Below are 14,279 nucleotides of genomic sequence, written 5' to 3'. Positions count from 1 at the left end.
ACCGGGTGGCGGCGGGTCGGTCACGGCCCGCCGCCACCGCGCTCCCTCCATCCGCGCACCAGCTCCCTGCCCCGGCTGCGGGCGGCGACATCGCACAGCGCCGCCGCCAGCAGCGGGGCGGTGCGCCGTCGGGCCAGCAGCAGCCGCTGGTTGGCCACCGCCTCGGGCCTCCAGTGGTGCTTGTACGGCTCGTTGCCGCGCAGCAGGCTCAGCGTGCCGCGGGCGTGCGCGCTGCACGCGTCGAGCAGCATCACCGCCACATCCGCCTTGCGCTCACGCAGACACGGATGGGCGCCGTACAGATAACCGCCCGCGAGCCGCCGCGACAGCAGGGTCAGATCGACGGCCACCACGTCGTCGTCCAGCCGGAACTCGGTGACGACCGCGCCCCCGGAACGCACCATCGGCGCGACCGAGCGCACCAGATGGTCGCCGAAGCGGGGCCGCAGATGCTCGCTCGTCACCTTCCGCCCCTGCCACTGGAGCCGGTGCAGCTCCAGCAGCCGCCGCAGCGCCTTGTCGACCTCGTCGGGCTCCACGACATGCCGTTCGACGCCGAGCGAGGTCAGCTTGCGCAGCTTGGCACGCACCCGCTGCTGGGCCTTGGCCGACGGCAGCCGGGCCACCAGCTCGTCCATCGGCACGGCGGGCAGCTCCAGGCACAGCGAGTCGTCGACCCGGCGCCGCGGCCCGGGCCAGTGGTCGTAGATCCGCTCCGCCGCACCGCCAGGACGCACCTCACGCAGGTCGACCAGTGCGGTGCGGGCGGCCGCGGCCAGCCCCTCGGTGAGCGCGGCGACCGGCCCCTCGCCCCGCTCGTCGTCGAGGAGGACGTCCCCGTAGTCGGAGATCGCCCCGCCGAGCGGCACGAGCGAGGGCACGGGACGCGGTACGCGCATCAGGGGCGCGGCGGCGACGAGTTCGCCCCCGTCGCGCACCACCAGGACACGCAGCCGCCCGGGACGGCCGTACGACAGCCACCACGAGTGCAGCCAGGCGTGGCTCTGGAACGGGGTCGCGGTGGAAGAACGGCCGTACAGACGCGCCCAGTCGGGGGCGAGTGCGGCGAAGACGGTGTCGTCGGTGACGAGTTCCGTCGTGTACGTCACAGCTGGCCGTGGGCGTCGGCGGCGACGGCCGGGCCGGGGACCGAGGCCGGGCGCCCCGGCTCTCCGGCGGTCCGTCGCGGCCGCACCAGCAGCACCAGGCCGCCGAGCAGCCCGCCCGCGCTCGCCCCGACCAGACCCGTCACCGCGGGCGGGGCCGAGGACGGCTCGGTGGGCCTGGTGGCGCGGGCGAACTGCTGGAGCTCGACGTTGGTGGCGCTCTGGGCGGTGTCCGCGTGCCGGGTCAGGGCGCGGGCGACCGCGTTGGCCATGTCGGCGGCGAGGTCGGGGCGCGCGGAGGTCGCCGTGATCGCGACCATCGGGGCGTCCGGCGAGGTCGCCGTCCGCACACTCGACTGCAGCGTCCGCACCGGCACGCCCGCCCACACCTGAGCGTCGCCGAGCACCGCGAGCTGGGTCGCGACCCGGCCGTAGGCCTGAGCGAAGCCGAGTGCCGAGGCGGGATCCGACTTCTCGGTGGGGACGGCGACGACATAGCTGGTCGCCGTGTACGTCGGCGTCCCGGCCAGGCCGTACACACCGCCCAGCAGCCCGCCGGTGACGGCACCGGCCGCGAGCAGGGACCAGGCCGGGAGCGTCCTGGCCCAGGCGTGGACCGTGGCGGGGCGGCGCGGTCCTGTGGGGTTCTCGGTCATGCGGAACTGACTCCCTGGAGTGACGTGGGCGACGAGGCTGCGGCCGCGTAGACATCCATCAGCTGTGCGGCGCTGCGGGTGATGCAGTAGTGGTGGGCGGCGTCCGGGGCGGTGCGCGGGCGCGGGCCCTCGGTGCGGGCCGCCGCGATGGCGCGGGCGAACTCGTCGGGGCCGCCCAGGACCTGGCGGCTGCCGGGGGCCGCCTGCGAGGGCAGGTCCTCGATCGCCGGGCAGGAGCTGTAGAGCACCGGCAGCCCGGACGCCAGCGCCTCGACGACCGCGAGGCCGAATGCCTCCTCGGGCGACGGGGAGACGAGCAGGTCCATCGCGGAGGTGAGGGACGGCAGATCGGGGCCGGGGGAGCCGTCGGGGACGTAGGGGCGCTCGCCGGTGAACAGGACCCGGTCGCCGACCCCGGCCGTCCGGGCGACCTGGCGCAGCTGGTGCTCCTCCGGGCCGCCGCCGACCAGCAGCAGCCAGCAGTTGCCCGGGAGTTGCGCGAGGGCGCGGATGACGGTGTCGAAGCGTTTGCCCGCCGCGAGCCGGCCGATGCCGCCGATGACGTACGCCTCCTCGGGCAGACCGAGGCGGCGGCGGGTGTGCAGCCGCTGGAGGGCGTCGAAGCGGAAGCGGGGCAGGTCGATGCCGTTGGGGACGACCTCGATGCGGGGGGCGGGCACGCCCCAGCGCTTCAGCCGGGCGGCGACCGTGGGGGAGACGGCGACCGTCGCGCGGCCCAGGCGCTCGCTGGCCAGGTAGAGGCCGCGGACCCCGGCGGTGAGCCGGCGGCCCTCCATCTGCGAGTCGCCGAGGGAGTGTTCGGTGGCGACGACCGCGCGGACGCCCGCGAGCCGCGCGGCGAGCCGGCCGTAGACGCAGGCGCGGTACAGGTGGGTGTGCACGAGGTCGTAGCCGCCCGCCCGGATGTGGCGGACCAGGCGGGGCAGGGCGGCCAGGTCCCGGTTGCCGGCCATGCCGAGATGGGTGACGCGCACCCCGTCGCTGACCAGCCCGTCGGCGACCGCGCCCGGGTTGGTGAGCGTCACGACGTCGCAGTCGACGGGCAGGTGCCGCACCAGCAGCCGCAGTTGCTGCTCGGCGCCCCCGACCCCGAGGCCGGTGATGACGTGGAGGGCCTTCACCTCAGATCCCCTCGACGGGACGGCGGCGCAGCCGGTGCAGCCGGTGTTTGAGGAAGAGGCGTACGGCGGTGTCGTTCTGGCCGATGTGCAGCCGCGGAAGGGCGTGCGGGCCGGTGAGCGGGCCGGGGTCGATGGCGCAGGCGTACGCGTATCCGGCTTCTCGTACGGCGTCGAGGGCGCGTTGGTCGATCGTCCCGTACGGGTAGCAGAAGCCGGCCACGGGAGCGCCGGTCAGCTCCTCCAGCGCGGCCCGGCTCTCGACGACCTCGGACTTGAGCCGCAGGTCGTCGGCCCGGGTCAGGTCGATGTGGGAGAGACCGTGCGAGCCGATCTCCACGCCCGCCTCGCAAGCCCGGCGGATGCCGTCGGCGGTGAGCAGCGGCTTGCGCGGGCCGAGCGGGTCCCAGGCGTTGTCGCCGCCGAGCCGGCCCGGGAGGACGAAGAGGGTGGCCCCGAACTCGTGCGCGCGCAGTACGGGCAGGGCGTGGTCGAGGAAGTCGGCGTACCCGTCGTCGAAGGTGAGGCCGACGAGGTCCGTGCGGGTGGGGGCGGCGAGCAGTTCGGCCACGGACACGCCCCGCAGACCGCGGCGGCGCAGCCAGGTCAGCTGGCGGTCGAGGCGGTCGGGTGTGACCGTGACGCGATACGGGTCGTCGGAGCAGTCGCCGACCGAGTGGTACATCGCGATCCACGGGACGGGGGCGGAATCAACGGCAGCGGCCATGCGTGAGCCTTCGTGTGACGGAGCGTAGGGATCTCAGTGCGGGTACGACGCCCTGGGCGTCCAGCGCCCAGGCGAGCAGGACGAAGACGGCGGCGACGGTCGCGCCGCCCGCGGCGAGCCCGGGCAGCGCGGACGGCACCTGCCCGGCGACGAAGGTCCCGGCGATCGTCGCGACGACCGCGGCGCGCAGGGGCCTGCTCAGCTCGCGCAGCGCGCCCCGCTTGCGGATCGGGACGCTTCCGGGACCCATGCCGGCCAGCAGCAGTGCGGCGGTCACGGTGATGCCGGCGGCGTTGGCGGCGGCGATGCCGCAGACGCCCCAGGGGCCCACCGTCCAGGCGCCGATCCAGGAGGTGACGACGATGCCCGCGGCCATCGCGACGACCGGGTACCAGCTGGGGCGGGCGGCGGAGAAGTACGACCGCACGAGCACGCCGGTGAGGGTCTGGCCGAGCAGGCCGAGGGCGTACACACGCATGACGTCCGCGGTGGCCGCGGTGTCCCGGGCGGTGAACGCGCCGCGCTGGAAGAGGAGTTCGATGATCTGCGGGGCGCAGGCGATCACGGTGGCGGCGCCGAGCAGCACCATGCAGGTGGCCAGCGCCAGGTCCCGTTCCACGCGGCTGCGGGCCCGCTCGATGTCGCCGTCGGCGAGGGCGCGCGCGACCACCGGGAAGGTGACCGTGCACAGCATCATCGACAGGGTCATCGGGATCTGGGCGACCTTCTGCGCGTAGTTCAGGTGCGAGATGGCGCCGGCGTCGAGGGTGGAGGCGAGGAAGCGCTCGATGAGGGTCTGGGACTGCCGGCACAGCGCGAAGAGGAGGACGGTCGCGACGAGGGCGGCGGTGACGGCGCGGTCGTTGTTCGCGCCCGACTCCGGCTGAGCGGCCTGCCTGCGGAACAACTGCCTCACGAAGGAGGGCAGTTGAACGAGGACCATCAGGCCGCCGCCGATCGCGACCCCGATCGCCGCCGACCGCACGCCCCACTGCCCGCCCAGGACGAACATCGCCGTGATGATGCCGGTGTTGTACGCCACGTAGATCGCGGCCGGTGCGAGGAATCTGCGGTGGGCGCGGAGCGCGGCGCTGAAGTACCCGGCGAGCCCGAAGCCCAGCACACAGACCGCGGCGAGCCGGGTGCAGTCGACGGCGAGAGCGGGGTCGGGCAGGCCCGGTGCCAGCGCCTCGACGAGGTGGGGGGCGGTGGCGACGATCAGCGCGGACACGGCGACGAAGGCGAGGGAGAGGCGGGGCAGCGTGGACGCGACCAGGGAGCGCACCGGATCCCCGGGAGCGCCGTGCGCCCGCCGCGCCAGCGCCAGACTGAACGCCGGGACCAGCGCGAAGGCCAGCCCGTCCTCGATGAGCAGTGTCGACGCGAACTCCGGGATCGTCCACGCCACCAGAAAGGCGTCCGTCTCGCTCCCGGCCCCGAAGAGTCGCGCCAGCGCCTGATCCCGCGCCAGCCCGAGCACCGCCCCGGCGACGGAGAGAACCGCGGTGACGAGGGTGGCCTTGGCGAGAAAGCCACGGGAGACGGGGGCGAGGTCGGGGCCGGCCTCGGGGGGAGCGGCGGGGCGGGCCGACGGGAGGGCGGGGGCGGGCGCGGGGGCGCGTTTCGCGGTGCGAGGGGGGCGGGGAGTTCGGGAAGGGCGGGGGGCCCGGGAGCGCGGGGAAGCGTCGGGGGCGGGGGGAGCGGCCGACGTGCGGGATGGGGGGCGAGTTGACGGGGCACTGGACACGCGGGTGCCCGCCGGAGCCTCGCCGCCGTCAAGGAGCGCCTCGGAGACCCCGGACGCCAACGGCCCCTCGCCGCTCCCGTGAACGGTGGACTCCAGCGGCCCCCCGAAAGCCTCAGCCGGCCCCACGTTCCGCCCACTTGGCCCGCCCGAGGAAGCCCCGGAAGCCCCCGTGCTCAGTGATCCCAGCGTCCGTGCGGATGGCCCGGCAGGCTGCACGCCCCGCCCACCCGGTGAAATGCCGGAAGCCCGCGCGCTCAGTGATCCCAAGGCCCGTACGGATGGCCCGGCGGGCCCGCCGTCCCGTCCCCCCGGGGTCCCCGGGGAAAGCGCGGATGCCCCGGTAGGTCCCGTGCTTCTTCCGCTCGGGAGGCCTGTCGCGTCCCCAGGAGTCCTGGGGGGCGTCACCGTCATCGGGTGGCCGCCTCCTCGGCGAGGTCGGGGGACGGGGTGGGCGTCGGTAGGGGCTGCGTGGAGGCGTTGGTGGTCAGGGCCCACCAGGCCGCCAGGCCGAAGCAGACCGCCGTCAGTACGGTCGAGGGGCCGCCGATGTCGGCGTACGCGAAGTCGGTGAGCTGCCAGACCAGGAAGCCGCAGGCGACCAGGCCGCAGTCGAGCCCCGGACCGGCCCGGCGTACCCGTGCCAGCCGCCGCAGCCCGCACACCAGCAGGGCCACCCAGCCGCCCGCGAGGGCGAGGAGGCCGATGAGGCCCTGCTCGGCGAGGATCAGGAGGTACATGTTGTGCGGGGAGAGCAGCGGCTGCTTGCGGAAGGCCGCGCCCGCGCCCTCGGTGTCGCTGCCCGCGGACAGCGCCAGCGAGGCGTGCGTGTCCCGGTGTTCGGGGAAGCCCTTCAACCCCACGCCGGTCAGTGGCTGTTCCCGCCACATGCCGACGGCCGCCGCCCACATGGTGTACCGGTCGGTGACGGACTGGTCGGGCGCGTCGGTGACCTGAGTGATGCTGCTGATCCGCTCCTGGAGCATCGCCGAACCGACCCCGAAACCGCCCACCAGGATCACGCCCAGGGCCACCATCACGGCCCCCACCTTCAGCGCCCGCCGCAGCCCGGCCAGCACCAGCTGCACCGAGCACGCCACCGCGGTCGCGATCCACGCACCGCGGCTGAAGGACAGCGCGAGGGGGATCAGCAGAGCCAGTGCGCAGCCCGCGGCGATCACCCGCTGCCGTACCGGAGTCCGCCCCAGCGCCAGCCCCACCGCGCACACCAGCCCGAAGCACACGACCGTCGCCATGCCCATCACGTCCTGCGCCCCGAAGGTGCCGACGGCACGGATCTCCTGGCCCTGGTAGGAGGCACCGGTCCCGGTCAGGAACTGGTGCACCCCGATCGCCCCCTGCCACAGCGCGAGCCCCACGAACGACCAGGCCAGGACACGGAAGTCGGCCCGGCCCCGGATCAGCAGCAGCACCGCGGCCGGGACGAGGACGAAGATCTGGAGATAGCGGCCCATGCCGGTGATCCCGGCACCCGGTGACGCGGCTCCCACGGCGGCGATCGCCAGCCCGAGCACCGGCAGCCCCAGCACCACGGCCGCCGTACGCGACAGGGGGCGCCGCCGATCCCGTACGAGGAGGATCCCGCAGTACAGCACCACCAGTGCCGAGACCGCGTCGGCGGGCCCCGCGCCGCCCTCGCCGCCCGGGCCGATCGGCAGCCCGAGCAGGGCGATCACCGCGACCACCGGGAGCACGGGCGCGTATCTCCGCACGCGGTCCATGCTCAACTCCCCGTCGGACGCACGAGCGCGGCGGCGGTGCGGGCCAGGATGCAGATGTCCTGCCACAGCGACCAGTTGTCGATGTAGGCGTTGTCGAAGCGGGCCCGGTCCTCGATGGAGGTGTCGCCGCGCAGGCCGTGGATCTGGGCGAGACCGGTGATGCCGGTCTGCATGCGGTGGCGGGCCGCGTATCCGGGGTAGGTCTGGCTGAAGTGCGCGACGAAGTACGGGCGTTCGGGCCTCGGGCCCACCAGGCTCATGTCGCCCCAGACGACGTTCCAGAGCTGCAGCAGCTCGTCCAGGGACGTCCTGCGCAGGAAGCGGCAGAACCACGACATCTGGCGTTCGTCGGCCACGCTCCAGCGGGTCGCCGACTCGTGCTCGTCGACCGGGCGGTGGGTGCGGAACTTCAGCAGCGTGAAGGGGCGGCCGTCCTTGCCGATGCGCTCCTGGCGGAACACCACACCGCGTCCGTCGGTCAGCCGCAGCACCACCGCGCACACCAGCAGCAGCGGGCTGACCAGCAGCAACAGGGTCCCGGCCACGAGCACGTCCAGCACCCGCTTGCCGAAGCTGCCCGGTCGCCGGCCGCCCATGTCCAGACGGCGGCAGGCGAAGCCGGCGAGCTGGTCGCGGGTGGCGTACGACGGGGAGTCCGCGTCGACCTCCCACACCACGCACCCCGACTCGGCCAACGCCCGCAGCAGCGGCCCCTGTTGGGTCCGTGCGGACGGATGGACGACCAGGACGTCCCGTACGCCGTTCTGGATGAGCGCCCGCTCGACCTCCTCGCCGGTGGTCAGCACGGGCAGGCCCTCGCTGCCGTCCGGCTCATCGGTGACGACGCCCACCGGGCGTACTCCGCAGCGCGGGTGGCGCAGGATGCCCGCGGCCACGCGCTGCGCGGTCGTGGCGGGGCCGATGACGAGGGCGGCACGCGGCCGGTTCAGCGAGGCCGTGCGGCGCCGCCAGTGCACGGCTCCGCGGGCCGCGCAGGCCGCCGCCGACTGGAGCAGGAAACCGAGGGCGAGCGTGTCGGCGGGCAGCGCGTGCTGCGGGGCGTACGCGGCGACCAGCGCGCCGAGCGTCAGCCAGGACACCGCGATCCGGCCGCAGACGGCGGGCAGTTCGTCCAGGACGCCCGGCACCGCGCGGGACAGCCGCGGGCGCAGCAGCATCGACGCGGACACCAGCAGGGCCGCGAGCAGCGGATGGTGCGCGCTCCCGGTGAGCGCGAGGGCGCCGAGCAGCGCGGCGGCCAGGTCCGCGGCGAGCAGCGGCACCGGCGAGGCGGGCCGGGGCTGCGGACGGCGGTGCGGGAAGCGGAAGCCGCCGGCGACACCGCGCGACGGGATGACCGAGACGGACGAGAATCCGTGAGCCCGTGGCTGCCCGCCGGGCGAGGGGACGGTACTTTCGGCGGTCACGAGTGGATGGACTCCCTGTACTCGGTAGGCACGGCATGGACTGCGGTGCCGAGCAGTTCGCGGTACAGACCCGCCACCGCCTCGGTCGTGTGCCGCACGTCGTGCGTGGCCAGGACGTGGCGGCGCCCCTGATGGCCGAGCGACTCGCACAGCAGGGGGTCGAGCAGCAGCTCGGCGACGGTGGCGGAGAGCGGCGCCGGATCCCCCGGCGGTACGAGGCAGCGGGGTGCCAGACCCGGCGGCAGGCTCTCGCGGGCGCCGTCCACGTCGGACATCACGACCGGCCGCCCGCACGCCATGGCCTCCAGCGGGGCGAGCGCCATGCCCTCCCAGCGCGAGGGCAGGACGACCAGGTCGGCGGCCTGGTACCAGGGGACGGTGTCGGCGGCGGCCCCCGCGAACAGCACCGACTCCGGTGCGCGCGCGGCGAGTCGGGCGCGGTCGGGTCCGTCGCCGACGAACACGAGCCGTGCCCTGGGCACCCGCTCCCGCACCGCCTCCCACGCGTCGAGCAGGATGTCCTGCCCCTTCTGCCGGCACAGCCGCCCCACGCACACGACGAGCGGGGCCCGCGGGTCGACGTCGGGCAGCAGTGACGCGCGTACGGTGTCCACGGCCGCGGGGTGGAAGCGGGCGGGGTCGATGCCGTTGGGGATGACGCTCCACCGCCCGGCGATCCCGGCGCGTACGCCGGTCGTGCGCTCCGCACCGCTCACGCACACCACCCGGGTGGCCCAACGCGCCCCCCACCGTTCCCACTTCAGCGCGAGTGCCGCGGTGACTCCGCCGACCGCCTCGAACGACCAGGCGTGCGGCTGGAACACCGTCGGCACCCGTCCCCGCACCGCGAGCCGCCCGGCCAGACCGGCCTTCGCGCTGTGCGCGTGCACCAGTTCGGGCCGTACCTCTTCGATCACCTGGGCGAGGCGTCGTACCTCCCCGACGAGCGACGGTCCCGGCGACCGCGTCGCCCGCCACCTCCGTACGTCGGCCCCCAGCTCCCGCAGCCCGTCGGCGAAGGCGCCGTCCGGACAGGCCACCGAGACCTGCAGCCCGGCCGCGAGCTGGGCTCGCACCAGGTCCGTCACGACCCGGGCGACCCCGCCCTCCACGGGCTGTGTGAGGTGAAGGACCCGTGGCCGAGGGTCGGTTGCTGACTGGTGCATTGCGCGGTTTCCTCGCTCACGGATGGCACTCGGGACGGGCGGGAACGCGCCTCACTGCGCGTCGACGGCGACGAAAAGTGCGCCGGCCCACGCCGCGTCCCGCTGGGAAACGAGCCGGAAGGCCAGCTGGTCACCACCGGGGCGCAGAGCTGTGCCGAGATCGAACACGTCGGAGTCGTAGCCGAGGGTGTTCGCATACGAGGGGACGCGCCGCGAGGGCGTCGATCCGGGCTCGCTGATCGTCGAATTCAGCACATCTGTACGGGGGTTGGCGGCATCGGCGAGCACGGTGGGCGCCCTGCGGTCCGCCGCGCTGGTCGAAAGGGTGAGCGAGTCACCCGTACGGCCGCGGTCGCCGTCGTAGGCGACCAGTCCCGCCCGTCCGGAGGCGCCCCTCGGGAAGGTCAGCTCCCGGAGCCGGACCTCCTGGGCGGAACCGAGCGTGTCGAAGCCGTCCCACAGGGCCAGATGGCGCAGGGGCTCCGCCGCCTTCTCGTACGCCACCACCAGCGTCCAGCCGCCCCACGACCCGGCCGCCGACCTCCCCATCGCCACATTGACCTGGGCGACGGTGTAGAGGCCCGAACCGCTCTCCCGGACCAGCTTCGTGACGTCCGCCGAGGCCTGGAAGGCGTCCGCGCCCTGGGCCACCCGATGGCCGACCAGGGTGTCCGCGAGGACCTCCTTGTACTGGCCGCCGGGCTCGGCGATCAGCACCCGGCCGTTGTCCTTGGGCGGCTTCTGCTCGCCGACGCGGAGATTGCCGCCCCAGTACAGCCGCGCGTACGTGGCCCGGGCGCCCTCGGGCAACCGCACCTCCGCGCGGGAGGAGTTGTAGGTGTTCGGGTCGGTGTCGACGTCGACGTAGAACATGTCGAGGTCGCCGTTGACGGCCGGTCCGCCGTCCCGGACGGCGAGGCAGGAGGGCTGGGCCGTGCCCGCCCGGCAGCTGATGGAGGCGTTGGCCGCGCGGACCATCCCGCCGTGCTGGAGTGCGCGATACCGCTCGGCGAAGGGCAGCCGTCCGGCCTCCGGGGAGGGCGGGGCGGCCGCGAGGGCGCCACCGGGGGCCCAAATTGTGACGAGGGCGAGGACTCCCACCGTCGCGCGGCGCAGCAACGGGCGCGGGGAATGGCGCATGACCGGGTGGACCTTCCGGGAAAAGGTGCGGGAGGTGGCACGCCCGGGTCGTGGTGCCAGGGCGTCATGAGGCGATTTGCTGGCTATACGGGTGCGTCAAGAGGTCCGCAACTCTAGCCGCTATCCGTATTAATCCGTCGAAACCGGGCAAGTGTGTCGGAACGGTGAAGTCGGGCTCCTGCGAGATCACCCCATTGGCGGCACAACCCGCGCGCGCCCCGCGCGTTGACACAGCGCCGGGCATCCCCGCCCGGGTGTTTTGTGTCAACCCCCAAGGAGCACCTCTCCATGTCGCGTATCGCGAAGGGCCTGGTCCTTACCTCTGCCGCCGTCGCGGCCGTCGCCGGCGGTGCCGGCATCGCCGCCGCCGACAGTGGCGCGAACGGCACGGCCGCCCACTCCCCGGGCGTGCTGTCGGGCAACGTCGTCCAGGTCCCGATCCACATTCCGGTCAACGTCTGCGGCAACACCGTGAACGTCATCGGTCTGCTGAACCCCGCCTTCGGCAACACCTGCGTCAACGACTGACGTCCGCGCGCATCGCCCTTTGCCGGCCGCCCTCCCGTGGTTCCCCCACAGGAGGGCGGCCGGTTCGCGTTGCCCCGAATGGGGGGTGGCGGCGGCGACACGGTGAGCGGGGCTTGACATGCCGTCTCACCAGGGAGGACGCCCGGCGTGGATGATTACGGTGCGGGTTCGTTCGGTTGCGGAGCGAAGTGAGCGCTTTCACGGTGAGCACAAGATCCACCCACACCGAAAGGGTTCCTCCATGCGTGCTCTGTCCGCACGACGTCTCGCGTCCGCCGCCGTCACCGCCACCTTCCTGATCGGGATCACCGCACCAGCCGCGGTTGCCGTCGACAACGAGTCGAAGCGCGAGCGCATAGAGGAGGCGGCGAAGGCGCCCCTCCCCGGCGTGGACGGGCTCCTCGCGCAGACCAAGACCCTCGGTGACCTCGGCGGCCTGCTCGCCCCGGTCACCGACGTGCTGAACACCGTGCTCAAGGCCGACGACGGCCAGATCTCCCCCGAGCAGGCGACGCAGCTCCTGGACGCGCTCAAGGCGGCCATCGCCAAGATCCTCGCGGTGGCTCCGGTGCCGGTACCGCTGCCGACCGACTCGCCGGCCACCACCACGCCGACGACTCCACCGGCCACGACCACGCCGGACGCCCCGCTGCCCGTGCCGCTGCCGGCGCTCCCGCTGCCCGCGGACAAGAGCGGCGCCGACTCCAAGGCACCGGCCGCCGACTCCAAGGCGCCCTCCGCCGACGCCGTGAGCGACGCGCTGACCGCCCTTCAGACGGCGGTCAGCGACCTGCTCGCGGCGGCCACCTCAGGCGACCCCACCGCGGTGGTCCCGGCCGCCACGAAGGTGGTGAGCGCTCTCCTCAACGCCATCCTCGCGCTGCTGCTGGGCGGCGGACTGCCGCTGCCGCTCCCGGTGGACCTGCCGGTACCGGTGCCGCCCCTGCCGCTCCCGCTGCCCCTGCCCGCTTCCTGACCCCGCCGGTGCCCTCCTGCGACCAGGGCGGCGCCTGAGGCGAAGCAGTCGTCACCCCAGCCGTTGTGCCGGTCGGCCAGACCGGCACAACGGCTGTTCTGTTTTCCTATTGCTTTTTAATAGCCCCCGTAAATCCCAAAGGGTGGGTTGCAGAAATTTTCTGCGTACGGAGTTTCCGGACCGGTCGGGGATCGTTGGGCACGGCGTCAGAATTCTCTCTGGTGACGTGAGTTGCCGAAGAAAGGAACACGATGAAGTCCCTGAAGGCTGCCGCTGTCGTTGCCGGTACCGTGGCCCTCGCCGGCGCTGCCGCGCCCGCGTTCGCCCACAGCGCGGCCGATGTCACGCCCACCAGCCTCACCGGCGCCGTGAACACGCTCACCAGTGGTCAGCTCGCCCCCGCCGACGTGATGCCGCTGCAGCACCAGTCGAACGCGCTCGACACCGAGAACAAGGACTCCTTGCTCAGCACCGTGAAGGGCGCGACCGCCACGCTGAACAACAGCGGTCTGATCGGTGGCCTTCCGCTGGGTGGCTGACGTATCGCTCTTGCCGAAAGGGCCGATTCCGGGGCGCATGGAATCGGCCCTTCGCGCCGTTCTCGGCGCTGTTCTTCGTGCTGTCCTTCGTGCTGTTCGAGGGCGCGTCCCTCGTTCGTGTGGACCGTGTGCGGGGCATCGCCCGGTCGGGTGAGAACGGGCCGGGGGGTGTTCCGGCCCGTCGATATGGTCGCGCGGTGACCTCAACCCGAAGCGAAACCCGCCCCTTCAACGCCGCCGACCTGGGCACGCTCGTCGTCATGGCCTGGAGCGGCAATGCCCCCGACGGCCACATGCCCTACCTCCTCGCCTACACCCTCGGGGACGCCACGGCCGGACCGGAGGCCTCCACGGCCGCCGTGGAAGCGCTGCTGGAGAACAACGGCCTGCCCGTCGGCGGCGACCTCGTCGACGGCAACGCCCGCTCGAACCTGCCGGTCAGCCTGCTCGTCGAGTCCGGCACGGCCGTCGTCAACATGCCCGGCTTCAACGCCCAGTGCACCCCGCCCGCGGAGTGGCTGGAGGCGGTGGCCGAGCGTGGCTTCGCCTACTTCGTGTTCACCACCCGCCCGTGGCCCGAGGCCGAGCCGGGCAAGCCCATCGAGCCCGAGGCGCTGGCCGAGTTCGCCGGCGCCGACGACACCCTGAACGCGGCCGCGCACATCGTCCTCCCGGCCCGCAGCCTGCGCGGCTGATGCCGCGGACCGCGGGCGGCAGTCGCGCGTTCGCCGTACTGCTGGTGATCACGGGGGCCGCCGGACTGCTGGCCTCCTGGGTCATCACCATCGACAAGTTCAAGCTGCTGGAGGACCCGGACTTCACCCCGGGCTGCAGCCTGAACCCCGTGGTGTCCTGCGGCAGCGTCATGCAGAGCGACCAGGCCTCGGCCTTCGGGTTCCCCAACCCGATGCTGGGCCTGGTCGCCTACGGCATCGTCATCGGTGTCGGCATGAGCCTGCTGGCCGGCGCCCGCTTCCCCGGCTGGTACTGGCTCGCCTTCGACGCGGGCTGCCTCTTCGGCGTCGGATTCGTGTCCTGGCTGCAGTTCGAGTCGCTGTACCGGATCAACGCCCTGTGCCTGTGGTGCTGTCTGGCATGGGTCGCCACCATTCTCCTGTTCTGGTACGTGACGTCGTTCGCCGTACGGAACCAATTCCTGCCCGCGCCCGGCTGGTTGAGGGCCTTCTTCGGTGAATTCACCTGGGTCGTCGCGGTGTTGCACCTGGGGATCGTCGGAATGCTGGTCCTGACCCGTTGGTGGGACTTCTGGACGAGCTGACAAATCAGCGGTCGTACTACTGCGGCAGTCGGGCGAATCTTGCGCTGGTGCCTGTTCCAGGATCGTTACGCGGTAAGGACGTTGAGCCACTGAATCCGGAAAGGGACCGT

Annotated in this window: 14 protein-coding genes; 5 read left to right on the top strand and 9 right to left on the bottom strand. The window is 73.2% G+C overall.

The window, feature by feature from the left end:
- Positions 1-20: 20 nt before the first annotated feature.
- The 9 genes from ACFY0U_RS03565 to ACFY0U_RS03525 form a co-directional block, all read right to left on the bottom strand.
- Positions 21-1,109, bottom strand: coding sequence for a GNAT family N-acetyltransferase (locus tag ACFY0U_RS03565; protein ID WP_388629542.1), 1,089 nt, complete (start codon positions 1,107-1,109; stop codon positions 21-23).
- Positions 1,106-1,762, bottom strand: coding sequence for a lipopolysaccharide biosynthesis protein (locus ACFY0U_RS03560; RefSeq protein WP_388629539.1), 657 nt, complete (start codon positions 1,760-1,762; stop codon positions 1,106-1,108). The genes ACFY0U_RS03565 and ACFY0U_RS03560 overlap by 4 nt, the downstream gene beginning before the upstream one ends.
- Entirely contained in the window at positions 1,759-2,904 is a 1,146-nt protein-coding gene (locus ACFY0U_RS03555) for a glycosyltransferase (protein WP_388629537.1), read from the bottom strand. The genes ACFY0U_RS03560 and ACFY0U_RS03555 overlap by 4 nt, the downstream gene beginning before the upstream one ends.
- A gap of 1 nt (position 2,905) precedes the next feature.
- Positions 2,906-3,628, bottom strand: a complete 723-nt coding sequence (locus tag ACFY0U_RS03550) for a polysaccharide deacetylase family protein (RefSeq protein ID WP_388629535.1) — start codon at positions 3,626-3,628, stop codon at positions 2,906-2,908.
- Positions 3,612-5,375, bottom strand: coding sequence for a murein biosynthesis integral membrane protein MurJ (gene murJ, locus ACFY0U_RS03545; RefSeq protein WP_388629532.1), 1,764 nt, complete (start codon positions 5,373-5,375; stop codon positions 3,612-3,614). Before murJ ends, ACFY0U_RS03550 begins: the two co-directional genes overlap by 17 nt.
- A 407-nt stretch (positions 5,376-5,782) precedes the next feature.
- Positions 5,783-7,114 (bottom strand): O-antigen ligase family protein, encoded by a 1,332-nt coding sequence (locus tag ACFY0U_RS03540; RefSeq protein WP_388629529.1) that lies wholly within the window; start codon positions 7,112-7,114, stop codon positions 5,783-5,785.
- Between the two features lie 2 nt (positions 7,115-7,116).
- Positions 7,117-8,541 carry an exopolysaccharide biosynthesis polyprenyl glycosylphosphotransferase gene (locus ACFY0U_RS03535; RefSeq protein WP_388629526.1) on the bottom strand — a complete coding sequence of 475 codons (1,425 nt, stop codon included), beginning with the start codon at positions 8,539-8,541 and terminating at the stop codon, positions 7,117-7,119.
- Positions 8,538-9,707 carry a glycosyltransferase gene (locus ACFY0U_RS03530; protein WP_388629523.1) on the bottom strand — a complete coding sequence of 390 codons (1,170 nt, stop codon included), beginning with the start codon at positions 9,705-9,707 and terminating at the stop codon, positions 8,538-8,540. The genes ACFY0U_RS03535 and ACFY0U_RS03530 overlap by 4 nt, the downstream gene beginning before the upstream one ends.
- Before the next feature lie 51 nt (positions 9,708-9,758).
- A complete protein-coding gene (locus ACFY0U_RS03525) occupies positions 9,759-10,847 on the bottom strand; it encodes a DUF3344 domain-containing protein (RefSeq protein ID WP_388629520.1) in 1,089 nt (362 codons plus the stop codon).
- 288 nt (positions 10,848-11,135) lie between these two features.
- Here ACFY0U_RS03525 and ACFY0U_RS03520 point away from each other — a divergent pair, with 288 nt between their 5' ends.
- The 5 genes from ACFY0U_RS03520 to ACFY0U_RS03500 all read left to right on the top strand — a co-directional run bounded on the left by ACFY0U_RS03520 (position 11,136) and on the right by ACFY0U_RS03500 (position 14,169).
- A complete protein-coding gene (locus ACFY0U_RS03520; protein ID WP_388629517.1) occupies positions 11,136-11,375 on the top strand; it encodes a chaplin in 240 nt (79 codons plus the stop codon).
- Between the two features lie 241 nt (positions 11,376-11,616).
- On the top strand, positions 11,617-12,351 hold the full coding sequence (locus ACFY0U_RS03515; protein WP_388629514.1) for a hypothetical protein: 735 nt from the start codon (positions 11,617-11,619) through the stop codon (positions 12,349-12,351).
- Positions 12,352-12,602: 251 nt separating this feature from the next.
- The gene (locus ACFY0U_RS03510) at positions 12,603-12,890 is read left to right on the top strand and encodes a hypothetical protein (protein WP_388629511.1); all 288 of its coding nucleotides are present in this window, start codon (positions 12,603-12,605) and stop codon (positions 12,888-12,890) included.
- Between the two features lie 197 nt (positions 12,891-13,087).
- Positions 13,088-13,585, top strand: a complete 498-nt coding sequence (locus tag ACFY0U_RS03505; protein WP_388629508.1) for a DUF5949 family protein — start codon at positions 13,088-13,090, stop codon at positions 13,583-13,585.
- Entirely contained in the window at positions 13,585-14,169 is a 585-nt protein-coding gene (locus ACFY0U_RS03500; RefSeq protein WP_388629505.1) for a vitamin K epoxide reductase family protein, read from the top strand. Before ACFY0U_RS03505 ends, ACFY0U_RS03500 begins: the two co-directional genes overlap by 1 nt.
- Positions 14,170-14,279: the final 110 nt, after the last annotated feature.

The organism is Streptomyces sp. NPDC001536, from assembly GCF_042894505.1.
Taxonomy (GTDB): domain Bacteria; phylum Actinomycetota; class Actinomycetes; order Streptomycetales; family Streptomycetaceae; genus Streptomyces.
This window is presented reverse-complemented; position numbering and strand designations above follow the sequence as displayed.